Origin of the sequence: Rhizobium sp. S152 (genome assembly GCF_030380735.1) — a bacterium.
Lineage (GTDB): Bacteria > Pseudomonadota > Alphaproteobacteria > Rhizobiales > Rhizobiaceae > Rhizobium.
This window is the reverse complement of record NZ_JAUDRZ010000026.1, coordinates 636,501-660,916: the sequence shown is the minus strand read 5'-3', so window position 1 is coordinate 660,916 and position 24,416 is coordinate 636,501. Positions and strand designations below refer to the sequence as shown.

Here is a 24,416-nt window from a genome sequence, read left to right as displayed (position 1 = left end):
TATGCTGAGAACCTTCGATCTCATTCTTGTCGGCGTGATGGTGGCGGCCGCCGCCGTAACCTACACGATCAAGCACCAGTCCGAGCTGAAGCTCGAGGAAGTTCATCGCCTCGAAGCCGAGATCAAGCTGGAGAAGGACACGATCGATCTCCTGAATGCCGATTGGGCGCTGCAGTCGCAGCCCAACCGGCTGGAGCGCCTCGTCAACAACTTCAACGGCGAACTGCAGCTGCAGGCGACCCCCTCGACATCGCTGGTGCATGCGCGGGAACTGCCGATGCTGAAGTCGCAGGTTCCGGTGCCCGACATCGCCGAAGCGAAGCCGGGCAGCAAGCCCAAGGCGAAGCCGGTTCCGGCAGTTCCTGCCGAAGTCGAAGACGACATGGCAACCGGATCCGTGGAGTAGAGATGTCCTTCCTTTCCCGCATCATGGTGCTGAAGAGCCAGGCGCATTTTTCCGCCGGCGCCTATAACCGCTTCGGCGCCCCTGAAGGCAGCGTGCCGATCGAGGGATCGCGCAAGAAGCGGTCCAGCCAGGCGAAGAGCCGCGTCGGCCTGCTGATCTGCGGCTTTGTCGCGGTCTACTGCGTCATCGGCGCGCGCCTCGTGGAATATGCGGTGAAGGATCCCGAAACCGTCTCGAGCATCCTGCCGCCCGATCGCCTGCTGGCATCGCGCCCCGACATCATCGACCGCAACGGCGAGGTGCTTGCGACCGACATCCGAACCGTTTCGCTGTTCGCCGAGCCGAACAAGGTGGTGGATGCCGACGATGCCGTCGAGAAGCTTTTCACTGTCTTGCCCGACCTCGACATGAAGGGCACATACAAGAAGCTCGCCAACCGCAATTCGCATTTCGCCTGGCTGCGCCGGCAGTTGACGCCGAAGCAGCAGAGCCAAATCCTGGCGCTCGGCATTCCCGGCATCGGCTTCCGGCCGGAGAAGCGCCGCTTCTATCCCGGTGGCGCGACCGCCGCCCATATTCTCGGTTATGTCAACATCGACAACCGCGGCGTCGCCGGCATGGAGAAGTATATCGACGACCAGGGGCTCGCCGATCTCGCCTCCGTCGGCATGACCAGCGACCAGCCCCTGGAGCCGGTGAAGCTCTCGATCGATATCCGCGTGCAGAATATCGTGCGCGATGTCGTTGCCAATGCGGTGACGAACTACGAGGCCAAGGGCGCGGGCGCCGTCATTCTCGATATTCATACCGGCGAAGTGCTGGCCATGGCCTCGGCTCCCGATTTCGACCCGAATAACCCGCTGGAGGGGGCCAAGGAAGGCTGGCTGAACCGCATGTCGAACGGCACGTTCGAGATGGGCTCCACCTTCAAGACCTTTTCGCTCGCCATGGCGCTCGACACCGGCAAGGTCAACCTCAACTCCAGCTTCGACGCGACGCAGCCGCTGCGCATCGGTGGCTTCACCATCCACGACTTCCACGGCCAGCGCCGCTGGCTGACGCTGCCTGAAGTCTTCCAGTATTCGTCCAACGTCGGCACGGCCCGCATCATCGACATCGTCGGCATCGATGCGCAGAAGGACTACCTGACGAAGCTCGGCCTGCTCACCAAGATGAAGACCGAGCTGCCCGAGGTGAAGATGCCGAGCCAGCCGAAGGTCTGGAAGAAGATCAACTCGGTGACGATTTCCTTCGGTCACGGTGTATCGACCACGCCGCTGCAGACGGCGGTTGCCGGCGCGGCTCTGGTCAACGGTGGCAAGATGATCGAGCCGACCTTCCTGCCGCGGAGCCGCGAACAGGCGGACGAGGTCGCCGAGGTCGTCGTCAAGAAGAGCACCAGCGACGACGTGCGCTATCTCTTCAAGCTCAACGGCATCAAGGGTTCAGGCCGCAACGCCGATGTTCCCGGTTTCAACGTCGGTGGCAAGACGGGTACGGCCGACAAGGTCGTCAACGGCCGATATGCCACCAACCTCAATTTCAACGCCTTTCTGGCGGCATTTCCGATCGACGATCCACAATACGTCGTGCTGACCTTCTGCGACGAGCCGCATAACGGCGAGAAGGGCCAGAATATCGCGGCATATACCGCCGCGCCCATGGTAAAGAACATTATCGCCCGTGCAGCGCCAATCCTCGGTGTGGAACCGAAGTTCGGTGACGACGGATCGGCCATGTTGGTGTCTTATTGAGTCTGAATGAATACCGCAGTCGATTCGCCACGGGGGCGCGACGGCTGGAGAGAGAAGTACACTCGATGAAGTTGCGAGACATCGCCGGACATGCGTTTCCGGAGCTGAAGGAACAATTGGACGGGCCGGTTGGAGCGCTGGAGATAACAGGGCTTTCATCCGACAGCAGGAAGATCGCGCCCGGCATGGCCTTCGTGGCGGTGGCCGGCACCAAGGCCGACGGCGCCGGCTTCATTACCGACGCCGCCGCGCATGGGGCGGCCGTTGCCGTCGCCTCGCACCCGCTCGAAGCCTCCATTCCCGTTCTCGTCGTTAACGAGCCGCGCCGTTTCCTGTCCATCGCAGCCGCCAATTTCTTCGGCGAGCAGCCGGAGACGATGGTGGCCGTCACCGGAACCGCGGGCAAGACTTCGGTCGCATCGTTCACGCGGCAGATCTGGGCGCATGCCGGCCATGCGGCCGCGATGATCGGCACCACGGGCGTGGTCTCGCCGACGCGCAACGAATACGGGTCGCTGACAACGCCGGATCCGGTCTCGCTGCATCAGTTGCTGGCCGAGCTCTCGGACGAGGGCGTCACGCATGCGTCGATGGAAGCGTCGAGCCACGGCCTCGACCAATCCCGCCTCGACGGCGTGAAGCTTTCGGCGGCTGCCTTCACCAATCTTGGCCGCGACCACATGGATTATCATCCGACCATCGAGGATTACATGGCCGCCAAGATGCGGCTCTTCGATACGCTGCTGCCGAAGGGCGCGCCGGCCGTGATCTTCGCCGATGACGAATGGTCCTCTCAGGCGATCAAGGCGGCGATCGATGCCGGCCATGACGTGCGCACCGTCGGCCGCAAGGGCGATTATCTGACGCTGAAGCGCGTCGAGCATTTTCGCCACAAGCAGGTTGCCGAGATCCATGCCGAAGGGCAGATCTTCGAGGTCCATATTCCGCTTGCCGGCGACTTCCAGATCGCCAACGCGCTCGTCGCGGCGGGCCTTGCCATGTCGACCGGCGTTCCCGCCAAGGTGGCGATGGCGGCGCTCGAAAAGCTGCAGGGTGCTTCCGGTCGTCTCGAATTGGTCGGCCATACCAAGGACGGCGCGCTCGCTTATGTCGATTACGCCCACAAGCCGGAGGCGCTCGCCAACGTGCTGGCCTCCGTTCGTCCGTTTACCACCGGCCGCGTCATCGTCGTCTTCGGATGCGGCGGCGACCGCGACAAGGGCAAGCGCCCGATCATGGGAGAGATCGCCTGCCGGCTCGCCGATGTGGTTGTCGTCACCGACGACAACCCGCGCTCGGAGGAGCCCGCGACCATTCGCGCCGAGATCATGACAGCGGCGACCTGCGCATCCGAAATCGGCGACCGCGCGACGGCGATCCGTGAGGCGGTGGCGATGCTTTCCTCCGGCGATACGCTGATCGTCGCCGGCAAAGGGCACGAGGAAGGGCAGACGATCGCCGGTGTTACACTGCCGTTTTCGGATCATGCCGAACTGCGAAAGGCTTTGGAGGAGCTGAAATCGTGAGCTTGCTTTGGACGACGAGGGATATGATTGCCGCCATGGCAGGGCGGCCTCTCGGAACGCTGCCCGAGGGCATCACCGGCATTTCGATCGACAGCCGGTCCATTCAGCCCGGCGAAGCCTTTTTCGCGATCAAGGGCGACCGGGTCGACGGTCATGACTATGCGTCGATGGCGATGGCCAATGGCGCGGCCCTGCTCGTCGTCAGCGAGGCGCGCCTGCCTGCCATGGGCCGCCTGACCGTGCCGATGATCGTCGTCGAGGACGTGCTGGCGGCGCTGGTCAAGCTCGGCATGGCGGCGCGTGCGCGCTCGCGGGCGCAGATCATCGCGGTGACAGGCTCGGTCGGCAAGACCACGACCAAGGAGATGCTCCGACAGGTGCTGGCGCCATCGGGCAAGGTGCACGCCTCCGTCGCGTCCTTCAACAATCACTGGGGCGTGCCGCTGACGCTCGCCCGCATGCCGCTCGACACCTATTTCGGCGTCTTCGAAGTCGGCATGAACCACCCCGACGAGATCCGTCCACTGGTGAAGATGATCCAGCCGCACGTCGCCGTGATCACCACCATCGCGCCCGCGCATCTCGGCAATTTCAAGAGCATCAAGGAAATCGCCACCGCCAAGGCCGAGATCTTCGAAGGACTGGTTCCAGGCGGCGACGTCGTGCTCAACCGCGACAACGACCAGTACAATTACCTGGAGCGCACCGCGCAGGCGCTCGGGATCGAGCACATCCATTCGTTCGGCCAGCATGCCAAGGCGGAATTCCGCCTGGCCGAGTTCAACGGCTCCGACCAGAGTTCGACGCTGTGGATCACCATCGACGGCGAGACCAAGGAAGTGGCCATCGGCGCGCCCGGTCGGCACATCGCCGAGAACGCGCTGGCAGCACTCGGCGTCGTCAAGATCGTCGGCGCCGATCTCGATCAGGCGGTCGCCGCGCTCGCGAGGCTGCAGCCGGAAAAGGGCAGGGGCAAGCGGCACAAGCTTTCGACCGGCCACGGCGTCTTCACCGTTATCGACGAAAGCTACAACGCCAATCCGACCTCCATGCGGGCGGCGATCGCCGTGCTTGCGAGTTCCGCGCCGACAGGCGCCGGCCGCCGCATCGCGGTGCTCGGTGACATGCTGGAGATGGGCGATTACTCCGAGAAGGTCCATGCCGATCTCGCCGGTCCGCTGCTCGCGGCCGGGATCGAGCATGTCTGGCTCGTCGGGCCGGAGATGATCGCGCTCAAGGATTCGCTGCCCGACAGCGTGCGGGTCACGCACCGGGCCACCACCACTGAACTCATCGAATATGTACTGAACTCGGTCGCGGCCGGCGACGTGCTGATGGTAAAATCGTCACTGGGCATCGGTTTCGGCAAGATCGTCGCCGCGCTCCTTGACAAATTCCCGCCAGTTGCCGACACGCAACGCGAATTTTGACCGGGTAAACAAGGGGCCCTGAATGCTGATTTGGCTAGTCGAACTGTCGGAACACCTGAAGTTTCTAAACTTGTTCAGGTACATCACGTTCCGCACGGGCGCCTCCCTGTTCACCTCCGCGCTGATCGTCTTCCTGTTCGGACCGATGATCATCAACTCGCTGCGCATCCGCCAGGGCAAGGGCCAGCCGATCCGCGCCGACGGACCGCAGACGCACTTCAAGAAGGCCGGCACGCCGACCATGGGCGGTCTGATGATTCTTGCCGGCATCGTCGGCTCATCGCTGCTTTGGGCGGATCTCTCGAACGTCTACGTCGTCGCGACGCTGCTCGTCACGCTCGGCTTCGGCGCCATCGGCTTCTATGACGACTATCTCAAGGTCAGCAAGCAGAGCCACAAGGGCTTCTCCGGCAAGGCGCGCCTCGGCATCGAGTTCGTGATCGCCGGCATCGCCGTCTATTTCATGATGCGCACCTCGCTCGCCTCGGGGCCCGCCGGCTCGACCTTCGGCTCGTCGGTTGCCTTTCCTTTCTTCAAGGACTTCATGCTGAACCTCGGCATCATGTTCGTGGTGTTCGGCGGCTTCGTCATCGTCAGCGCCGGCAATGCCGTCAACCTGACTGATGGCCTCGATGGTCTCGCCATCGTGCCTGTCATGATCGCCGCCGCTTCGTTCGGCGTGATTGCCTATCTTGCCGGTAACGCCGTCTTCGCGAACTATCTGCAGATCAATTTCGTGCCCGGCACCGGCGAGCTGTCCGTCGTCCTCGGCGCGGTCATCGGCGCCGGCCTCGGCTTCCTCTGGTTCAATGCCCCGCCCGCCGCCATCTTCATGGGCGACACTGGTTCGCTGGCGCTCGGCGGCACGATCGGCACGGTTGCCGTCGCCACCAAGCACGAGATCGTCATGGCGATCATCGGCGGCCTGTTCGTCATGGAAACGCTGTCGGTCATCATCCAGGTCGGTTTCTTCAAGTTGACCGGACGCCGCGTGTTCCTGATGGCGCCGATCCACCATCATTTCGAGAAGAAGGGCTGGACGGAAAGCCAGGTCGTGATCCGCTTCTGGATCATCGCCGTCGGCCTCGCCATGCTCGGCCTCTCGACACTCAAGCTGCGGTAACAGACCATGATCCCCGTCACCACGCTCGCTGGAAAGAAGGTCGCGCTGTTCGGGCTCGGCGGTTCCGGTTTTGCCACCGCCCGGGCGCTCGTTCTCGGCGGCGCCGAGGTGACGGCATGGGACGACAATCCCGACAGCGTGACCAAGGCCGCGGCCGAGGGGATCCACACAGCTGATCTCAGACTGATCGACTGGCACGCCCAGTCGATCTTCGTGCTTTCGCCGGGCGTGCCGCTGACGCATCCGAAGCCGCACTGGACGGTGGACCTGGCGCGCGCCGCCGGCGTCGATATCGTCGGCGACGTCGAGCTGTTCGTGCGCGAGCGTCGTGCACATGCGCCCGACAGCCCGTTCATCGCCATCACCGGCACCAACGGCAAATCGACCACCACGGCTCTCATCGCCCATATCCTGAAGTCAAGCGGGCGTGACACGCAGCTCGGCGGCAATATCGGCACGGCGGTTCTGACGCTCGAGCCGCCGAAGGCGGGGCGCTTCCATGTCGTGGAATGCTCGTCCTACCAGATCGACCTTGCGCCGACGCTCAACCCCTCCGCCGGCATCCTGCTCAACCTGACGCCCGATCATCTCGACCGGCACGGCACGATGCAGCATTACGCCGACGTCAAGGAACGGCTTGTGGCGGGCAGCGGTGTCGCGGTCGTCGGCGTCGATGATAGCCATTGCGAGATGATCGCCGATCGCATCGAGCGCGCCGGCGGCAAGGTCGTCAGGATTTCGCGGCGCCATGCGCTGGTCGACGGTATCTACGCGGAAGGCACCAAGCTCATCCAGGCGCAATCGGGTGCTGCTATCCCGATCGCCGATCTCGACGGCATCCAGACGCTACGCGGCAGCCACAACGCCCAGAATGCGGCGGCGGCCGTCGCCGCCTGCCTCGCCGTCGGGGTTTCCGCGGACGAGATCAGGGCAGGGCTTGCGTCCTTCCCGGGGCTGAAGCACCGCATGCAGCCCGTCGGACGGCGCGGCGGCACGGTTTTCGTCAACGATTCCAAGGCGACCAACGCGGATGCGGCGGCCCCGGCGCTGTCGAGCTACGACCATATCTACTGGATCGCCGGCGGTTTGCCCAAGGCAGGCGGCATCACGAGCCTGTCGCCGTTCTTTCCGCGCATCGCCAAGGCTTATTTGATCGGCGAGGCGGCGGCGGAGTTCGCGGCTACGCTCGGCGAGGCCGTACCCTACGAGATTTCAGGCACGCTGGAGCGTGCCGTGGCGCATGCCGCCGAAGATGCGGACAAGGATGAAAGCGGCGCTGCGGCGGTTCTGCTGTCACCGGCTTGCGCAAGCTTCGACCAGTATAAGAACTTCGAAGTCAGGGGCGATGCATTTGTAAGCCATGTGGCAGCGCTCGACGGAATCACCATGCTGATCGGTTCGGCAACAGGAGATAAATGACATGGTAAGTCGCGCGGAACGTGGCGCTCTGGCCGATTGGTTCTGGACCATCGACCGCTTTTTCCTGGCAATGTTCGTCTTCCTGATGGGCATCGGCTTCATGCTGTCCTTCGCCGCGTCGCCGGCGGTGGCCGAGCGCATCGGGCTGGAGCCGTTCCACTTCGTCAAGCGCCACGCGGCCTTCATGATCCCGTCGCTTTGCGTGATGATCGGCCTGTCGTTCCTGACGCCGCGGCAGGTGCGGCGTACCGCGATCATCCTGCTCATCGTCGCTCTCAGCATGATGCTGCTGGCGCTGTTCTTCGGCGTCGAGGTCAAGGGGTCCCGTCGCTGGGTGACGCTCGCCGGTATCTCGATCCAGCCATCCGAATTCATGAAGCCCGCCTTCGTTGTGGTCTGCGCCTGGCTGTTCGCCGAGCATGCGCGCCAGCCGGAGATTCCGGGCAATCTCTTCGCCATCATCCTCTTCGGCATCGTGGCGGCGCTTCTCGTCGCACAGCCTGACCTCGGGCAGACGATCCTGACCACCGCGGTCTGGGGCGGCATGTTCTTCATGGCCGGCATGCCGTGGTTGTGGATCATCGTGCTCGGCGCCGGCGGCGTCGGCGGTTTGGTCAGCGCCTACTACGTCTTCCCGCACGTGGCGCTGCGTATCGACAAGTTCATGACGGGCGAGGGCGACACGTTCCAGATCGATACGGCGCGCGAGGCCATCATCCGCGGCGACTGGTTCGGCCAAGGGCCGGGCGAGGGGATCGTCAAGCGCATCATCCCGGACGCGCATACCGACTTCATCTTCTCGGTCGCGGCCGAGGAATTCGGCATCATCTTCTGCATCGCGCTGGTGCTGCTGTTCTCCGTGCTGGTGCTGCGCGGCCTGTCGCACGCCTACAAGGAGCGCAACGACTTCAATCGCTTCGCCGTCGCCGGCCTCGTGCTGCAGATCGGCATCCAGTCCATCATCAACGTGGGCGTCAATCTTGAGCTGCTGCCGGCGAAGGGCATGACCCTGCCGCTGATTTCCTACGGCGGTTCGTCGATGGTCGCCATCTGCGTCACGGCCGGGTTCATTCTCGCGCTGACGCGTCACAGGCCGGAAAAGCGTGCGCAGGAACGGAGCCTGTTCCGCGTCGCGCATGGCATGCCGGCGGAGTAAGAGTATATGAGCAAAGGCATCGTTCTGCTTGCCGCCGGGGGAACCGGCGGTCACGTGTTTCCGGCGGAGGCTCTGGCCTACAAGCTGAAGGAACGCGGCTATTCTGTGCATCTCGTCACGGACAGCCGCGCGGAACGCTATGCCGGCAAGTTCCCGGCCGACGAAGTCCATGTCGTGCCGTCGGCCACGATCGCCTCCAAGAACCCGGTCGCGGTCATGCGGTCTCTGTGGACGCTGTGGAGCGGGATGCGGGCGGCCAAGGCCTTGATTACACGGCTGAAGCCCTTGGTCGTCGTCGGTTTCGGCGGCTATCCCACGGTGCCGCCGCTGCTCGCTGCCACCCGTCTCGGCGTGCCGGCGATGCTCCATGAGCAGAACGCGGTGATGGGCCGCGCCAACAAGGCGCTGGCATCGCGCGTGCAGGCAATCGCCGGCGGCTTCCTTCCTGAAGGCGGCGGTCAGTTCGCCGAAAAGACGGTGGCGACCGGCAATCCTGTTCGCCCCGCGATCATCGAGGCCGCGCAAACGCCTTACACGCCGTCTCATTCGGGCGAGCCTTTCAATCTCGTCGTCTTCGGTGGCAGCCAGGGCGCGCAATATTTCTCCAAGGCCATGCCGACGGCGATCAGTCTGCTCGACGACGATCTGCGCGCGCGGCTCCGGATCACCCAGCAGGTGCGGCCCGAGGACATGGAGATGGTCGGCGGCTGTGTGGCGCAATTGAAGATGGGCGCGGATATCGCGCCGTTCTTCACCGACATGGCCGAGCGACTGGCCAAGGCGCATCTCGTCATCTGCCGCTCCGGCGCCTCGACGGTTTCGGAGATCTCTGTGATCGGTCGTCCGGCCATCCTCGTGCCCTATCCGCATGCGCTCGACCACGACCAGGCGGCGAACGCGGCGGCCCTCGCCGCGACCGGCGGCGCCAAGGTGATCGTGCAGGCGGAGCTCTCGTCGGAGAAGATCGCTTCCATCCTGACACATGTGATGAACGACCCGGAAAAGCTTGCGCGCATGGCCGCCGCCGCAAAGCAGGCCGGGAAACCTGACGCCGCGAACTTGCTTGCTGACATGGTAGAGGCTATTGCGGCTCGACAGACAATTGCAGAGTTCAAGGGGAAACGCGCATGAAAATGCCGAAGGCCATCGGCCTCGTCCATTTCATCGGCATCGGCGGCATCGGCATGAGTGGCATCGCCGAGGTGCTGCACAATCTCGGCCATCGCGTCCAGGGATCGGACCAGGCCGAGAGCGCCAACGTGCAGCGCCTGCGCGACAAGGGCATCGAGGTGTTCGTTGGCCACAAGGCCGAGAACCTTGGCGACGCCGAAGTCGTGGTCGTTTCCACCGCGATCAAGAAGGACAATCCCGAGCTCGTTGCCGCGCGCGAGAAGCTTCTGCCGGTCGTGCGCCGCGCCGAAATGCTGGCCGAGCTGATGCGCTTCCGCAATGCCATCGCCATCGGCGGCACGCACGGCAAGACGACCACCACGTCTATGGTCGCGACGCTGCTCGAAGCCGGCGGGCTCGACCCGACCGTCATCAACGGCGGCATCATCAATGCCTACGGCACCAATGCCCGCATGGGCGAGGGCGAGTGGATGGTGGTCGAGGCCGACGAATCCGATGGTACCTTCCTGAAGCTTCCGGCAGACGTTGCCGTCGTCACCAATATCGATCCCGAGCATCTCGACCATTACGGCAATTTCGACGCCGTGCGCGCCGCGTTCCGCCAGTTCGTCGAGAACGTGCCTTTCTACGGCTTCGGCGTCATGTGCCTCGATCACCCGGAAGTGCAGGCGCTGGTCGGCCGCATCGAGGACCGCAAGGTCATCACCTATGGCGAAAACCCGCAGGCCGACGTGCGCTTCATGAATGTGCGGATCGACGGCCCGCGCTCGATCTTCGACGTCGAGATCCGCCGGCGCCGGACCGGCCAGGTCATCAAGCTCGACAATCTCGTTCTGCCGATGCCCGGTCGCCACAATGTTTCGAATGCGACCGCCGCGATCGCAGTCGCCAATCGCCTGGGCATGTCGAGCGAGGACATCGCCAAGGGGCTTGCCTCCTTCGGCGGCGTGAAGCGTCGCTTCACGCTGACGGGCGAATGGAACGGTGTTCAGATCTTCGATGATTACGGCCATCACCCCGTAGAGATCAAGGCCGTGCTGAAGGCCGCGCGCGAGGCCTGCAAGGGCCGTGTCATCGCCGTGCACCAGCCGCACCGTTATTCGCGCCTTGCCAGCCTGTTCGAGGAGTTCGCGGCCTGCTTCAACGATGCGGACAGCATTTTCCTTGCACCGGTCTACGCCGCGGGGGAAGATCCCATCCAGGGGGCGAATGCCGAAGCGCTGGTTTCGCGCATCAAATCGGGCGGACATCGCGATGCGCGCTTCCTCGCTTCACCCGAGCTTCTGCCTGAAATGGTCGCGGAGATTGCAAAGCCAGGCGATTTTGTGGTTCTGTTGGGGGCTGGGAGTATTACGTACTGGGCGGCGGCGCTGCCCAAGCAACTTGAAGGGCTTTCGGGAATATCTGCATGAAACAGGTAAATGGGGAAAAGCTTCTTGCGTCGCTCGGCGACGGCGTGAAGGATGTTCGCGGGCGTATCTCGGTCGATGCGCCGATGGATCGCGTCACGTGGTTCCACGCCGGTGGCCTGGCGGAACTGATGTTCCAGCCGCATGACGAGGACGACCTCATCACCTTCCTGAAACTTCTTCCCGAGGAAGTGCCGCTCACCGTCGTCGGCGTCGGCTCGAATATCCTGGTCCGCGACGGCGGCATTCCGGGTGTTGTTCTGCGCCTTTCGGCCAAGGGCTTCGGCTCGGTCGAGCTCGCTGGAGAAAACCGCATTCGTGCCGGCGCGATCTGCCCTGACAAGCATGTCGCGGCGATGGCGATGGACAACGGCATCGGCGGCTTCCATTTCTATTACGGCATCCCGGGCAGCATCGGCGGCGCGGCGCGCATGAATGCCGGCGCCAACGGCGGCGAGACGCGCGAGCGCCTGATCGAGGTGACCGCGATCGATCGCAAGGGCAACAGGCACGTGCTGTCGAACGAGCAGATGGGCTATTCCTATCGCCATTCGTCGGTTCCGGCCGACCTGATCTTCACCTCGGTGCTGTTCGAAGGCTATGCCGAGGATCGCGCCAAGATCCGCGCCGACATGGACGCCGTGCGCAACCACCGCGAAACCGTGCAGCCGATCCGCGAGAAGACCGGCGGCTCCACCTTCAAGAACCCGGAGGGCCACTCGGCCTGGAAGCTGATCGACGAAGCGGGTTGCCGTGGTCTCGTCATCGGCGGCGCTCAGATGTCGTCGCTTCACTGCAACTTCATGATCAACATGGGGCAGGCGACGGGCTACGATCTCGAATATCTCGGCGAGCAGGTTCGCCGCGAAGTCTTCGAGAATTCGGGCATCAAGCTCGAATGGGAAATCAAGCGTCTCGGCGTGTTCATGCCCGGCCGCGAGGTTCGCCCGTTCCAGGGCGTCACGACCGAGTAATCTCAGCTCAGCTTCTTGGTGAAGGCGGTGGTGAATGTCACGCCGCCCTTGTCATCGCTGGCGTCGCCGATCGCGACATCCATTTCCGCGTTCGTTACCCGCACCAGGCAGAAGCCGCCCATGAAGGCGGCTCTGGCCTTGAAGACGTCTATCCCGCCAACATTGTAGGCCATGGGGGTGTCGTGCTCGTGGCCGTGGAAAATGCCGATTACATTGTAGCCGCTGAGGGTTGCAATGAGTTCCTGACGTTCTGATTCACCCCACCAGTGCGGCGCGCCACTGCCTTCCACGGTGAAGGTGCTCTTTTCCGGATCCCAGCGCTCGAGCGAAAACTTGTCCCAGCCATAGTGCTGGAAGATCACCACCGGCCGGCCATCTGCGGCATAGGTGGCGAGGTCGCGTTTCATCCACTCCAGGCTGTTGGCCGTTCCCTTGGTGCTGTCGCCGCCGTAGCGCTGCGCCTGGATCAGATGCAGCCCGCCCCAGTTCCAGGAGTAATTGTCGGAGGCTTCGTCGTAATTGTCGACCGGCACCAGCGGCTTGAAGAAGACGCTCGGCTTGTGGTTCATCTGGACGTAGTCGCGCAGCTCGTCGCGATACCAGTCGACCTGCGGCGGGCGGCCGTCCTGGTCCAGATCATGATTGCCGAGGCCGACATAGACGGGGAAGTGGACGTGGTCGGCGCCAGGGCCCTGCTGGTAGCGGTGCGAGAACTGCAGGAGCTGCGAGCCCTCGGCGAACTCCGCCATCTGGCCGCCGCCGTCGTCGGTGACGTCGCCGCAGACGATGATGCCCTGCGGCTTGGCGATCGGCTGGCCCGCGAGGCCAAAGCCCGTCGGTTTACCCGCGATCTCAGTCGGCCAGGTCTGGTGATGGATGTTGTTCAGCGCCAGAATGTGGCGGAGCAGGTTCTGATCCGTCTTGCCTTCGTCCTGGCAGTTTGGGCTCAACCCGTCGCCGAAGCGGCAGGCGTGGACGTCGTTGATGACGAGGAAGGTAACGTCGACGGGCGTGGCGGCGGCAGCGCGCGGCATGGATGGGAGCGTCATCGAGAGGCCGGCGCCCAGCCCGTGGCCGATCAGCGATCGTCTTGTCAGCATGCCCATCCCCGTCTTCCCTGCCGCATCTGGCTAGAGACTAGGGTGAAGGCGTTAACAGACAACAACGAAAAAGGCCGCGGCGGTTTCCCGTCGCGGCCTTGCATGTTCGATGATGGTCCGATCAGACTTCGTCGCGGCGGGATGCCAGGATGCAGATCAGCGTGATCACGGCGGAGAGGCCGAGATAGTAGCCGACGTAGAGCATGCCGTAGTTGGCCTGCAGCCAGGTGGCGATGTAGGGCGCCAGCGAGGCGCCGAATATGCCGGCGAGGTTGAAGGTGATCGATGAGCCGGTGTAGCGCACGGCCGTTGGGAAGGGGGCTGCCAACGCCGTGCCGATGAGGCCGTAGGTCATGCCCATCAGCGCCATGGCGACGATCGCGAAGACCAGGATGCTGCCTTCGCCGCCGGACATCAGGCCGGGCAGGAGGAAGGAGAACAGGCCGATCAGGACAGTGGTCAGGATCAGCATTTCGCGACGGCCGTAACGCTCGGCGAGCTTGCCGATGATCGGGATGAAGATGCCGAAGGAGATCGAGCCGACGATCTGGATCTCGAGCGCGTCGAGGAACGGGATCTTCAGGACCTTGACGTTGTAGGAGAGCAGGTAGGCCGAGCCGATGTAGAACAGCACGAAGGTGGCGAGCGCCACGAAGGTGCCGAGGAACAGGCTGCGCTTGTGCTTGCGGAAGAGTTCGGCAACCGGAACGGCGACGCGCTCGTGCTTGTCGATGGCCTTCTGAAACGCTGGCGTTTCGGTGATCGACAGACGAACCCACAGGCCGATGACGATCAGCACGATCGAGGCGATGAAGGGAACGCGCCAGCCCCAGGCCAGCAGCTGTTCCTGCGGCATGAACTGCAACAGCACCCAGAAGATGCCGGACGACAGGAAAAGGCCGACCGGCGCGCCGAGCTGCGGGAACATGCCGTACCAGCTGCGCTTGCCCTCGGGCGCGTTTTCGGTCGCCAGCAGCACCGCGCCGCCCCATTCGCCGCCGAGGCCGAAGCCCTGGCCGAAACGGCAAAGCGCCAGGAGCAGCGGTGCGAGAACGCCGATCGATTCGTAGGAGGGCAGCAGGCCGATGATGACCGTCGAGATGCCCATGGTCAGCAGTGCCGCGACCAGCGTCGTCTTGCGGCCGATCCTGTCGCCGAAGTGGCCGAAGACCACGGCGCCGAGCGGACGGGCGAAGAAGGCGATCGAGAAGGTGGCGAAGGAGGCGAGCAGCGCGGTGGTCGGATCGCTGTTCGGGAAGAACAGGGTCGGGAAGACCAGCACGGCGGCCGTTGCGTAAACGTAAAAATCGAAGAATTCGATCGTGGTGCCGACGAGGCTCGCGATCAGAACGCGTGCCGGCGAGTTGAGCGGTGCACTGTTCGATGAAGCGGGCGTCGGCGATACTCTTGATATCGCGTCAGACATTGTCATTCCATTCGGGATTTCGTTGATTGCCCTTGGGAGGCAAGGGGCTCTTAGCGCAATTTTAATTCGGAGCAAATCCAAAACGCGCAATAAATCGACAAAAAGTAGCGCGCTTTCTTTTCTGTCCGGAAACGGGCCGGGACGACTCCCGAAACGTATCGTTGGTAGCTCATGGGGCGTGCGAGGCGTTCGCGACCTCTCGCGTCATTTGCGTTTCGGCAAATCCGCGGCGGAACGAGGGGGCGTTTACCCGTATTGGCTAAACTTTTTGTTTCGCTTTGACATAGGCCCTGTAACGCTTGGTTCTGCGGTGCTTTCGCGGCTCACGGAGCCCGGAAGGCCGTGCCGCTGCTGGTCAGCCGCGTGTCGGAAGTTAACGAAAGTAAACGCTTCGTTAACCATAATGACGCTCTAATGAACCTGTCCGAAGCAGATCAGATTCGGGTCGGATGCAAGCTTCGGGCAAGCGCCGGAACGCACAGTAGAAGTTATTTTGGGGGTATCCATGAGTCGCAAGCATGTCGCTGTCCTGATGGGCGGTTTTTCCTCGGAGAGGCCCGTAAGCCTTTCGTCGGGGACGGCTTGCGCTGCTGCTCTCGAGGCTGAAGGTTTCCAGGTCACGACCATCGACGTCGATCGCGATGTCTCCGCGCGGCTTTCGGCGCTGCGCCCCGATGTGGTGTTCAACGCGCTGCATGGGCCGTTCGGCGAGGATGGCCTGATCCAGGGCGTCCTCGAATATCTCGAAATTCCCTACACCCATTCCGGCGTGCTCGCTTCGGCGCTCGCCATGGACAAGAGCAAGGCCAAGGGCGTGGCTGCCGCCGCCGGCATTCCAGTGGCGCAGTCCGAGGTCATCAATCGATTCGCCTTCCCGTCCGAGCATCCGATGAAGCCGCCCTATGTGGTGAAGCCGGTCCGCGAGGGCTCGAGCTTCGGCGTCGTCATCGTTCAGGAAGATCAGTCCAGGCCGCCGCAGATCATCGGTTCGCCCGAATGGCGCTACGGCGAGGAGGTTCTGGTCGAGCGCTACGTGCATGGCCGCGAGTTGACCTGTGGCGTCATGGGCGACCAGGTACTTGGCGTGACCGAGATCGTACCGCAGGGCCACAGCTTCTACGACTACGATTCCAAGTATGTCGCGGGTGGCTCAAAACACGTCATTCCGGCAAAAATTTCACCGAATATTTACCAAAAAATACAATCATTGGCGTTAAGGGCGCATCAAGCAATTGGTTGCCGTGGCGTTAGTCGCTCCGACTTTCGCTATGACGATCGCTTCTCCGAAGATGGTGAAATCATCTGGCTGGAAATCAATACCCAGCCTGGCATGACTCCAACCTCGCTGGTGCCCGAAATGGCCGGACATGCCGGTTATTCGTTTGGTGAATTCCTTCGGTGGATGGTGGAGGACGCTTCTTGTTCTCGGTAACGGTCAAAAAGATAGGGCGCCCCAGCCATCGTTCCGAGCCTTCGTATGCCGAGGCCGACGGTCGCATGGTTCTGCCGCGGCCCCTGCGTCGCGTCGTGCGCTTCCTGGTGAGTCTCGGCAGTGGTCGCATCCATATTCCGGCTCACGTCGGCACCGTTTCGGCGCTGGCTTTCTTCGCTGCGACCGGTCTCTACGGCATGTCGCTCGGTGGTCACACGGAAGCCGTCGCTCAGGCGACGACAACGGCTGCCGGCTTTGCCATCGATGACGTGAAGGTTTCCGGCAATGCCGAGACGTCCGAAATCGAAATCCTGCAGTTGATCGGCCTCGACGGCACGACCTCGCTGGTCGCGCTCGATGTCGATGCCGCCCGTCAGAAGATTGCCAAGCTGCCCTGGGTCGAGAATGTCGAGGTCCGCAAAATCTATCCGAAGACCATCGAGGTAAAGCTCAAGGAGCGCGAGGCCTACGCGATCTGGCAGCACGGGCAGGAGCTTTCGCTGGTCGAGAAGGGCGGGGCGATCATCGCGCCGCTGCGCGACAACAAGTTTTCTCATCTGCCGCTGGTCGTTGGTCGAGGCGCCGAAACGGCTGCCACCGCGCTAGAATCCGAATTCGCCAACTGGGCCGATATCAAGGCGGGCGTGAAGGCCTATGTCTGGGTCTCCGGTCGGCGCTGGGATCTGCACATGGACAATGGCGTGGTCGTAAAGCTGCCGGAAGACGATGTCGATCTGGCGCTGGCGCGGCTTTCGAAATTCATGAAGGAGCAGGATTTGCTGGATCGCGATATCGCGGCGGTCGATCTGCGTCTCTCCGATCGTACGGCAATCCAGCTGACGCCCGAGGCCATGGAGCGCCGGCAGTTGGTGCTCGATCAGCGTACCAAGGACCTGAAGAAGGCGGGGCAAAATATATGAGCTTGTTCGGTTCGTCCCATTTCGGCCTGCCGCGCCTGAAGCCGCTTTCATCGAAGCGGTCCCACGTCGTTTCCGTTCTCGATATCGGATCGACCAAGGTCGTCTGCATGATCGGCCGGTTGACGCCGCGCGAGGAAAGCCAAGTGCTTCCCGGTCGCACGCACAATATCGAGATTATCGGTATCGGCCATCAGCGGTCGCGCGGCATCAAGACCGGGGTCATCGCCGACCTCGATGCGCTGGAAAGCGTCATTCGTCTGGCGGTTGACGCCGCCGAGCGCATGGCGGGCCTCACGGTCGAAAGCCTGATCGTCAATCTGACTGCCGGCCGCCTGGCGAGCGATATCTACACCGCGACCATCGATCTCGGCGGTCAGGAAGTCGAACTCAACGATCTGAAGAAGGTCCTGTCGGCTGCCTGCCAGCAGTCGCTGCGCCAGGATCGCTTCGTACTGCATTCTCTGGCCACCGGCTTCTCGCTCGACGGCGAGCGCGGCATTCGCGATCCGTTGTCCATGTACGGTGACGTTCTCGGCGTCGACATGCATGTCGTGACCGCCGAGCGTACCGCGCTGAAGAATCTCGAGCTCAGCGTCAACCGCGCGCATCTCTCCGTAGAAGGCATCGTCGCGACGCCGTACGCATCCGGCCTTGCTGCTCTGGTCGACGACGAAGTCGAACTCGGCTGTGCCGCCATCGACATGGGCGGTGGCGCCACGACAATCTCCGTCTTCGCCGAAGGCAAGCTGGTTCACACCGATGCCGTCAGCCTCGGTGGTCACCATGTGACGACCGACCTCGCGCGTGGTCTGTCCACCCGCATCGAGGACGCCGAGCGCCTCAAGGTGGTTCACGCTTCGGCCATGGCGAACTCGTCCGACGAGCGTGAAATGATCTCGATCCCGCCGATCGGCGAGGACGACCGCGATCTGCCGACGCAGGTGCCGCGTGCGCTGGTCTCGCGCATCGTCAGCGCCCGCATCGAGGAGACGATGGAACTCATTCGCGACCGCATTCAGCGCTCGGGCTTCAGCCCGATCGTCGGCAAGCGCGTCGTGCTGACAGGCGGCGCAAGCCAGCTGACCGGCCTTGCCGATGTTGCCCGCAAGATCCTTGCCCGCAACGTTCGCATTGGCCGCCCGATGGGCGTCTCGGGTCTGCCGACGGCGGCCAAGGGCCCGGCCTTTTCAACGGCTGTCGGCCTGATGATCTACCCGCAAGTCGCGGACCAGGAAACACATGCGTCACAGAGCGGCCTGCTCATGTCGCTTGGCGGAAATAGCAGCCGCTTCGCCCGGATGGGCCAGTGGCTGAAGGAAAGCTTCTAGAAATTAAGTGAATTGGCCGGCGTGGCGATGCGGCCATAAAGAGAAGGAACAGGTACCATGACGATCAAGCTGCATAAGCCAGATATCACTGAGCTGAAGCCGCGCATCACCGTATTCGGTGTTGGCGGTGGCGGTGGCAACGCTGTCAACAACATGATCTCCGCAGGCCTCCAGGGCGTCGACTTCGTCGTCGCCAACACGGATGCCCAGGCACTGACGATGACCAAGGCAGAGCGGATCATCCAGCTCGGCGCCAGCGTCACCGAAGGTCTCGGTGCGGGTTCGCAGCCGGAAGTCGGCCGTGCAGCTGCCGAAGAATGCATCGACGAGATCGTTGATCACCTGAACGGCACCCACATGTGCTTCGTCACCGCCGGCATGGGCGGCGGTACCGGCACCGGTGCTGCTCCCGTGGTCGCACAGGCCGCCCGCAACAAGGGCATCCTGACGGTCGGCGTCGTGACCAAGCCGTTCCACTTCGAAGGCGGCCGCCGTATGCGTCTGGCCGAATCGGGCATTCAGGAACTGCAGAAGTCGGTCGATACCCTGATCGTCATCCCGAACCAGAATCTCTTCCGTATCGCAAACGACAAGACGACCTTCGCTGATGCCTTCGCGATGGCCGACCAGGTTCTCTACTCGGGCGTTGCCTGCATCACCGACCTGATGGTGAAGGAAGGTCTCATCAACCTCGACTTCGCCGACGTCCGTTCGGTCATGCGCGAAATGGGCCGCGCGATGATGGGTACCGGCGAGGCTTCCGGCCAGGGCCGCGCAATGCAGGCTGCGGAAGCCGCTATCGCCAACCCGCTGCTCGACGAAACCTCGATGAAGGGCGCGCAGGGCCTGCTGATCTCCATCACCGGCGGTCGCGACCTTACCCTGTTCGAAGTCGACGAAGCCGCCACCCGTATTCGCGAAGAAGTCGATCCGGATGCGAACATCATCCTCGGCGCGACCTTCGACGAATCGCTTGAAGGCATCATCCGCGTCTCGGTCGTCGCCACCGGCATCGACCGCGCGATGAACGAAGCTGCCGGCAAGAACTTCCAGCCGGTCCAGAAGCCGATTATCCGTCCTTCCGCGGCCGTTGCTCCGGCTCCGGCCGCAGTCCAGCCTGCACCCGTCATGCAGCAGGCACCGAAGGCCGATCCGATCGCCCAGACCATCCGTATGGCCGAGGCCGAAATGGAACGCGAACTGGATATCGTCGCTCCGCGCGCGCCTGCTCCGGTTCAGCAGCAGCCTGTCCAGCAGGAAGCTTTCCGTCCGCAGAGCAAGATCTTCGCTGCTCCCGAAGCCGCTCCGGTCATCCGTCCGGCTCCGGTCCAGCAGGCCCCGGTTCATGCACCCGTCATGAGCCAGCCTGCTCCGCAGCCTGTCATGCAGCAGCCCGTGATGCAGCAGCCGGCACCGGTGATGCAGCAGCCGATGTCCGCCCGCATGCCGAAGGTCGAGGATTTCCCGCCGGTCGTTCAGGCGGAAATCGATCACCGCTCGCAGCCGGCACCGGTCTCGCAGGCTCACGAAGAGCGCGGCCCGATGGGTCTTCTGAAGCGGATCACCAACTCGCTGGCCCGCCGCGAAGAGGAAGTCGTTCCCGAGATGACGTCGGCTCCGGCCGCCGCATCGCAGCAGCGCCGCCCGCTTTCTCCGGAAGCGAGCCTCTATGCTCCGCGCCGCGGAAACCTCGACGACCAGGGCCGCAGCGTGCCGCAGGCCCGCATGATGCAGGAAGACGACCAGCTCGAAATTCCCGCATTCCTGCGCCGCCAGTCGAACTAAGACCGGCAGAGAATCGCCACGAACAGGCCCGGGAGGAAACTCCCGGGCATTCGTGTTTCAACAGATAAAATTTGAGCTGAATTCATCAGTCATTTCAAACGCATGGTTTCGTAACAAAGCGAAAGAAACAGTGATTTGGATTGGACAGCGGGCGCACGTATGTATGGGTTCAAAGAACCGTCCCGACGGCCCTTGTGGCAAGACGTGGCCGGAGCGTAATGAACCTGGCAGATGACTTTCGGCATTTTTCGCCTCCGTCGACTCCAGGATAATAAAGGCAGAATTTATGGTTATTGGCATGTTGGGTTTTCAGACGACGGTATCGCGCCCGGTCTCGCTTTCGGGGATCGGCGTTCATTCCGGTGCTGACGTTTCGATCACCTTCAACCCCGCTGAAGCCGACACTGGTGTCGTATTCAATCGCATGCACGAGAATGGCGAAGTCTCCGAGTATCGTGCGGTTTCCTCGCAGGTCGGCAACACCGATCTGTGCACCGTCCTCGGTTTCTCGCCGGCGCGCTCCGTCGCGACGATCGAGCATGTGATGGCGGCCGTTTACGCGCTTGGCCTGGACAATGTCCTCATCGAAGTTGACGGCGCCGAGATGCCGATCATGGATGGCAGCTCGATGCCTTTCATCGAGGCGATCGAGCAGGTCGGTCTCGTATCGCTGGGTGTAAAGCGCCGCTACATCCGTATCACCAAGCCGGTTCGTATCGAGCATGGCGGTTCGTGGAGCGAGTTTCGTCCGTATGACGGCACGCGCTTCGAAGTCGAGATCGATTTCGAGTGCCCGCTGATCGGACGTCAGAAGTGGGAAGGGGACCTGACGGCCGCGACCTTCAAGGCGGAACTTTCGCGTGCGCGTACCTTCGGCTTCATGCGTGATGTCGAGCGTCTGTGGGCTTCAGGCCACGCGCTTGGTTCCTCGCTCGAGAATTCCGTCGTCATCTCCGACGACAACACGGTCATCAATGTCGAGGGCCTGCGTTACGCCAAGGACGAGTTTGTCCGTCACAAGACGCTCGATGCCGTTGGCGACCTTGCGCTTGCGGGCGCTCCGTTTATCGGCTGCTACCGGTCTTATCGCGGCGGCCACAAGATGAATGCCAATGCCCTTAAGGCGTTGCTCAGCGATCCCACGGCCTATGAAGTCGTCGAGACGTCCGCGCCGCGCCAACGTGTTGCTCCCCGCGATTTCATCCGGGTCAACGCACCGGAATTTGCTCCCTGGTCGGCATGACCTCCATCGCATCACTTAGGCCAGGCCGCCTCCTTCGGGGGGCGGTTTCTTTATGAGGGTATCGCTGCCGGTGATTCCCAATCCGTGTTTACGTGCAGGTGCTTAGCGGCAACATTTGAGTTCTTTGCGGGAGAAAAGCCGGTGAATATCGGCCGCATCGCCACAAAAATGCGTTAATGCGTCATCATTGCGTTGCTCTGGTCGCCGATTTGTGGCTAGAAACGCCAGCAAGGCGTGGCTGGCGTTGAGGGGACGGCGGCAATTGGGATTTCCGATGGGTTATGCAGGGTCTGAAAGTATGATGAAGACAACGCGCGCTTTGTTCGCATCGTTGCTGGTACTGAGCGCAGGTGCCATGATTTCCGGATGCCAGTCGGACCCAGATATCGATATTACCAAGCTCGGCCTGGACAATGATCCGCCGGATGTTCTCTACGCCCAGGGTCTTGCCAACATGAAGGCAGGCAACATGGCGGAAGCCTCCCGCAAGTTCGATGCCATCGACCGAGAGAACCCGTTCTCCGAATGGGCCCGCAAGGCGCTCGTCATGAGCACCTTCGTCAAGTACCGCCAAAACCGTCTTGACGATGCGCTGGCTTCCGGAAACCGCTACATGGCGCAATATCCGAAGTCGAAGGATGCACCTTACGTGCAGTACCTTGTCGGCCTCAGCTATTCCAAGCAGATCGTCGACGTGACGCAGGACCAGCGTGCCGCGCAGAAGACCGTCGAGGCGATGCAGGCCGTCATCGATAATTATCCCGATTCCGAATATGTCGACGACGCGCAGGCGAAGATCCGCTACGCGCGTGACCAGCTGGCCGGCAAGGAAATGCAGATTGGCCGCTACTATATGGAGCGCAAGGAATACCTTGCCGCCATCTCGCGTTTCCGCACTGTCGTCGAGAAGTATCCGAACACGAACCAGATCGAGGAAGCGCTGGCGCGTCTCACCGAAGCCTATTTCGCGATGGGCCTCGTCGAGGAGGCGCAGACGGCCGCCGCGGTTCTCGGCCACAACTATCCTGATAGCCAGTGGTATGCCGATTCCTTCAAGCTGCTGAAGAGCGGCGGTACAGAGCCGCGTGAAAACACGGGCTCGTGGATCTCGGCTGCCGGCAAGAAACTCCTGCTCGGTTCCTGAGGCTCATGCTGATCCAGCTTTCGATCCGCGATATCGTCCTGATCGAGCGGCTGGATCTTGCCTTCGAGGCAGGGCTGTCGGTTCTGACCGGTGAGACCGGCGCGGGCAAATCCATCCTTCTCGACAGTCTGTCGCTCGCCCTTGGCGGGCGCGGCGACGGCGGCCTTGTGCGCCACGGCGAGGACAAGGGGCAGGTCACCGCAGTCTTCGACGTTGGTCCCGACCATCGTATCCGCACGCTTCTGCGCGACAACGGCATTGATGACGAAGGCGATCTGATCTTCCGCCGCGTGCAGAATGCCGACGGACGCACCAAGGCCTATGTCAATGATCAGCCGCTCAGCGTGCAGCTGATGCGCCAGGCCGGCCAGATGCTGGTGGAAATCCATGGACAGCACGACGACCGGGCGCTGGTCGATACCCATGCCCACCGCATTCTGCTCGACGCCTTCGCAGGCATAGGTGACGAGGTCGCTGGTGTCTCGCAGCTCTACCGCGACTGGCGCGAGACGGAGCGAACGCTGAAGACGCATCGCGCGAAAGTCGAGAACGCGGCGCGCGAGGCCGATTACATCCGTTCCTCGGTCGAGGAGCTGGAAAAGCTCTCGCCGCAGGATGGCGAGGAGGACGAGCTCGCCGAACGCCGTCAGAAGATGATGAAGGCGGAGCGGATAGCCGGCGACATCGCCGAGGCTTCCGAATTCCTGAACGGCAATGCCTCTCCCGTGCCGCATATCGCCTCTCTCGTGCGCCGCCTCGAGCGCAAGAGCCACGAGGCGCCGGGTCTTCTCGAAGACACCGTGACGCTGCTCGACGCCGCACTGGACCAGCTGTCCAACGCCCAGATGGAAGTCGAGGCCGCGCTGCGCAAGACGGAATATGATCCGAAGGAACTCGAGCGCGTCGAGGAGCGGCTGTTTGCGCTGCGCGGCGCCTCGCGCAAATATTCGGTGCCTGTCACCGAGCTGCCGGCGCTTGCCGTCAGAATGATCAACGATCTTGCCGATCTCGATGCCGGCGAGGAGAAGCTTGCGAGGCTGGAAGCCGAGGTCGGCGTGACCAAGGCCGCCTATGACGCCGCCGCCCGCTCGCTGTCGGAGAAGCGCCACCATGCGGGCGAGGCGCTTGCAGCCGCCGTCATGGCCGAGCTGCCGGCGCTGAAGCTGGAGCGGGCGCGCTTCATGGTCGAGATCACCACAGATCCGGAAGCGGCGGCCGCCGAAGGCATCGACGTCGTCGAATTTCATGTGCAGACCAATCCGGGCACGCGCCCCGGCTCGATCATGAAGGTGGCGTCGGGCGGTGAACTCTCGCGCTTCCTGCTGGCGCTCAAGGTGGCGCTCGCCGACCGCGGCTCGGCGCCGACGCTGGTCTTCGACGAAATCGACACGGGCGTCGGTGGCGCGGTGGCCGATGCGATCGGCCAGCGGTTGAAGCGGCTGTCCGCCAAGGTGCAGGTGCTCTCGGTGACGCATGCACCGCAGGTGGCTGCACGTGCCGCGACGCATCTTCTGATCTCCAAGGGGCCGGCTGGCGAAGGCTCGGAGAAGATCGCGACCCGCGTTGCGACGATGGAGCCGAAGGATCGTACCGAGGAAATCGCCCGCATGCTGGCCGGCGCTTCGGTGACGGAAGAGGCGAGGGCGGCAGCCGCGCGGCTGCTGGCGGCTGGCGAGTAGGCGCGTCTGCCTTGTCCACAAGGATGGGCGA

General features: G+C 62.9%; 19 protein-coding genes. 17 read left to right on the top strand and 2 right to left on the bottom strand.

The window, feature by feature from the left end; translation table 11 throughout:
• Window position 1 precedes the first annotated feature (1 nt).
• From ftsL to murB, 10 genes are all read left to right on the top strand, one after another.
• Complete coding sequence (gene ftsL, locus QTL95_RS22375; protein WP_289722098.1) at window positions 2-406, top strand: cell division protein FtsL; 405 nt, start codon at window positions 2-4, stop codon at window positions 404-406.
• A 2-nt stretch (window positions 407-408) separates the two neighbouring features.
• On the top strand, window positions 409-2,160 hold the full coding sequence (locus QTL95_RS22370) for a peptidoglycan D,D-transpeptidase FtsI family protein (protein ID WP_289722097.1): 1,752 nt from the start codon (window positions 409-411) through the stop codon (window positions 2,158-2,160).
• 65 nt (window positions 2,161-2,225) lie between these two features.
• The gene (locus tag QTL95_RS22365) at window positions 2,226-3,686 is read left to right on the top strand and encodes a UDP-N-acetylmuramoyl-L-alanyl-D-glutamate--2,6-diaminopimelate ligase (protein ID WP_289722096.1); all 1,461 of its coding nucleotides are present in this window, start codon (window positions 2,226-2,228) and stop codon (window positions 3,684-3,686) included.
• Window positions 3,683-5,116 carry a UDP-N-acetylmuramoylalanyl-D-glutamyl-2,6-diaminopimelate--D-alanyl-D-alanine ligase gene (locus QTL95_RS22360; RefSeq protein ID WP_289722095.1) on the top strand — a complete coding sequence of 478 codons (1,434 nt, stop codon included), beginning with the start codon at window positions 3,683-3,685 and terminating at the stop codon, window positions 5,114-5,116. Before QTL95_RS22365 ends, QTL95_RS22360 begins: the two co-directional genes overlap by 4 nt.
• Before the next feature lie 22 nt (window positions 5,117-5,138).
• Window positions 5,139-6,239 carry a phospho-N-acetylmuramoyl-pentapeptide-transferase gene (gene mraY / locus QTL95_RS22355; protein WP_289722094.1) on the top strand — a complete coding sequence of 367 codons (1,101 nt, stop codon included), beginning with the start codon at window positions 5,139-5,141 and terminating at the stop codon, window positions 6,237-6,239.
• Window positions 6,240-6,245: 6 nt separating this feature from the next.
• A complete protein-coding gene (murD, locus tag QTL95_RS22350) occupies window positions 6,246-7,658 on the top strand; it encodes a UDP-N-acetylmuramoyl-L-alanine--D-glutamate ligase (protein WP_289722093.1) in 1,413 nt (470 codons plus the stop codon).
• 1 nt (window position 7,659) lies between these two features.
• Window positions 7,660-8,814, top strand: coding sequence for a putative lipid II flippase FtsW (gene ftsW / locus QTL95_RS22345; RefSeq protein ID WP_289722092.1), 1,155 nt, complete (start codon window positions 7,660-7,662; stop codon window positions 8,812-8,814).
• Window positions 8,815-8,820: 6 nt separating this feature from the next.
• A complete protein-coding gene (gene murG / locus QTL95_RS22340; protein ID WP_289722091.1) occupies window positions 8,821-9,945 on the top strand; it encodes an undecaprenyldiphospho-muramoylpentapeptide beta-N-acetylglucosaminyltransferase in 1,125 nt (374 codons plus the stop codon).
• The gene (murC, locus tag QTL95_RS22335; RefSeq protein WP_289722090.1) at window positions 9,942-11,357 is read left to right on the top strand and encodes a UDP-N-acetylmuramate--L-alanine ligase; all 1,416 of its coding nucleotides are present in this window, start codon (window positions 9,942-9,944) and stop codon (window positions 11,355-11,357) included. The genes murG and murC overlap by 4 nt, the downstream gene beginning before the upstream one ends.
• The gene (gene murB / locus QTL95_RS22330) at window positions 11,354-12,328 is read left to right on the top strand and encodes a UDP-N-acetylmuramate dehydrogenase (RefSeq protein WP_289722089.1); all 975 of its coding nucleotides are present in this window, start codon (window positions 11,354-11,356) and stop codon (window positions 12,326-12,328) included. Before murC ends, murB begins: the two co-directional genes overlap by 4 nt.
• A gap of 2 nt (window positions 12,329-12,330) precedes the next feature.
• Here murB and QTL95_RS22325 read toward each other — a convergent pair whose 3' ends face one another.
• Complete coding sequence (locus tag QTL95_RS22325) at window positions 12,331-13,428, bottom strand: metallophosphoesterase (protein ID WP_289722088.1); 1,098 nt, start codon at window positions 13,426-13,428, stop codon at window positions 12,331-12,333.
• Between the two features lie 121 nt (window positions 13,429-13,549).
• Entirely contained in the window at window positions 13,550-14,854 is a 1,305-nt protein-coding gene (locus QTL95_RS22320) for an MFS transporter (RefSeq protein WP_289722087.1), read from the bottom strand.
• Window positions 14,855-15,359: 505 nt separating this feature from the next.
• Here QTL95_RS22320 and QTL95_RS22315 point away from each other — a divergent pair.
• The 7 genes from QTL95_RS22315 to recN all read left to right on the top strand — a co-directional run bounded on the left by QTL95_RS22315 (window position 15,360) and on the right by recN (window position 24,385).
• Window positions 15,360-16,286 (top strand): D-alanine--D-alanine ligase, encoded by a 927-nt coding sequence (locus QTL95_RS22315; protein ID WP_289722086.1) that lies wholly within the window; start codon window positions 15,360-15,362, stop codon window positions 16,284-16,286.
• On the top strand, window positions 16,274-17,206 hold the full coding sequence (locus QTL95_RS22310; RefSeq protein ID WP_289722085.1) for a cell division protein FtsQ/DivIB: 933 nt from the start codon (window positions 16,274-16,276) through the stop codon (window positions 17,204-17,206). Before QTL95_RS22315 ends, QTL95_RS22310 begins: the two co-directional genes overlap by 13 nt.
• Window positions 17,203-18,534, top strand: a complete 1,332-nt coding sequence (gene ftsA, locus QTL95_RS22305; RefSeq protein WP_289722084.1) for a cell division protein FtsA — start codon at window positions 17,203-17,205, stop codon at window positions 18,532-18,534. Before QTL95_RS22310 ends, ftsA begins: the two co-directional genes overlap by 4 nt.
• 57 nt (window positions 18,535-18,591) lie before the next feature.
• Window positions 18,592-20,319 (top strand): cell division protein FtsZ, encoded by a 1,728-nt coding sequence (gene ftsZ / locus QTL95_RS22300; protein WP_289722083.1) that lies wholly within the window; start codon window positions 18,592-18,594, stop codon window positions 20,317-20,319.
• 286 nt (window positions 20,320-20,605) lie between these two features.
• A complete protein-coding gene (gene lpxC, locus QTL95_RS22295) occupies window positions 20,606-21,562 on the top strand; it encodes a UDP-3-O-acyl-N-acetylglucosamine deacetylase (RefSeq protein WP_289722082.1) in 957 nt (318 codons plus the stop codon).
• 274 nt (window positions 21,563-21,836) lie between these two features.
• Window positions 21,837-22,706, top strand: coding sequence for an outer membrane protein assembly factor BamD (locus QTL95_RS22290; protein WP_289722081.1), 870 nt, complete (start codon window positions 21,837-21,839; stop codon window positions 22,704-22,706).
• A gap of 5 nt (window positions 22,707-22,711) precedes the next feature.
• On the top strand, window positions 22,712-24,385 hold the full coding sequence (gene recN, locus QTL95_RS22285; protein WP_289722080.1) for a DNA repair protein RecN: 1,674 nt from the start codon (window positions 22,712-22,714) through the stop codon (window positions 24,383-24,385).
• Window positions 24,386-24,416: the final 31 nt, after the last annotated feature.

Excerpts from the sequence above, each read along its gene's own strand:
- ftsL (WP_289722098.1), top strand. The coding sequence starts at position 2 with ATGCTGAGAACCTTCGATCTCATTCTTGTCGGCGTGATGGTGGCGGCC.
- QTL95_RS22370 (WP_289722097.1), top strand. The coding sequence starts at position 409 with ATGTCCTTCCTTTCCCGCATCATGGTGCTGAAGAGCCAGGCGCATTTT.
- QTL95_RS22365 (WP_289722096.1), top strand. The coding sequence starts at position 2,226 with ATGAAGTTGCGAGACATCGCCGGACATGCGTTTCCGGAGCTGAAGGAA.
- mraY (WP_289722094.1), top strand. The coding sequence starts at position 5,139 with ATGCTGATTTGGCTAGTCGAACTGTCGGAACACCTGAAGTTTCTAAAC.
- murD (WP_289722093.1), top strand. The coding sequence starts at position 6,246 with ATGATCCCCGTCACCACGCTCGCTGGAAAGAAGGTCGCGCTGTTCGGG.
- ftsW (WP_289722092.1), top strand. The coding sequence starts at position 7,660 with ATGGTAAGTCGCGCGGAACGTGGCGCTCTGGCCGATTGGTTCTGGACC.
- murG (WP_289722091.1), top strand. The coding sequence starts at position 8,821 with ATGAGCAAAGGCATCGTTCTGCTTGCCGCCGGGGGAACCGGCGGTCAC.
- murC (WP_289722090.1), top strand. The coding sequence starts at position 9,942 with ATGAAAATGCCGAAGGCCATCGGCCTCGTCCATTTCATCGGCATCGGC.
- murB (WP_289722089.1), top strand. The coding sequence starts at position 11,354 with ATGAAACAGGTAAATGGGGAAAAGCTTCTTGCGTCGCTCGGCGACGGC.
- QTL95_RS22325 (WP_289722088.1), bottom strand. The coding sequence starts at position 13,428 with ATGCTGACAAGACGATCGCTGATCGGCCACGGGCTGGGCGCCGGCCTC.
- QTL95_RS22320 (WP_289722087.1), bottom strand. The coding sequence starts at position 14,854 with ATGTCTGACGCGATATCAAGAGTATCGCCGACGCCCGCTTCATCGAAC.
- QTL95_RS22315 (WP_289722086.1), top strand. The coding sequence starts at position 15,360 with ATGAGTCGCAAGCATGTCGCTGTCCTGATGGGCGGTTTTTCCTCGGAG.
- ftsA (WP_289722084.1), top strand. The coding sequence starts at position 17,203 with ATGAGCTTGTTCGGTTCGTCCCATTTCGGCCTGCCGCGCCTGAAGCCG.
- ftsZ (WP_289722083.1), top strand. The coding sequence starts at position 18,592 with ATGACGATCAAGCTGCATAAGCCAGATATCACTGAGCTGAAGCCGCGC.
- lpxC (WP_289722082.1), top strand. The coding sequence starts at position 20,606 with ATGGTTATTGGCATGTTGGGTTTTCAGACGACGGTATCGCGCCCGGTC.
- QTL95_RS22290 (WP_289722081.1), top strand. The coding sequence starts at position 21,837 with ATGGGTTATGCAGGGTCTGAAAGTATGATGAAGACAACGCGCGCTTTG.
- recN (WP_289722080.1), top strand. The coding sequence starts at position 22,712 with ATGCTGATCCAGCTTTCGATCCGCGATATCGTCCTGATCGAGCGGCTG.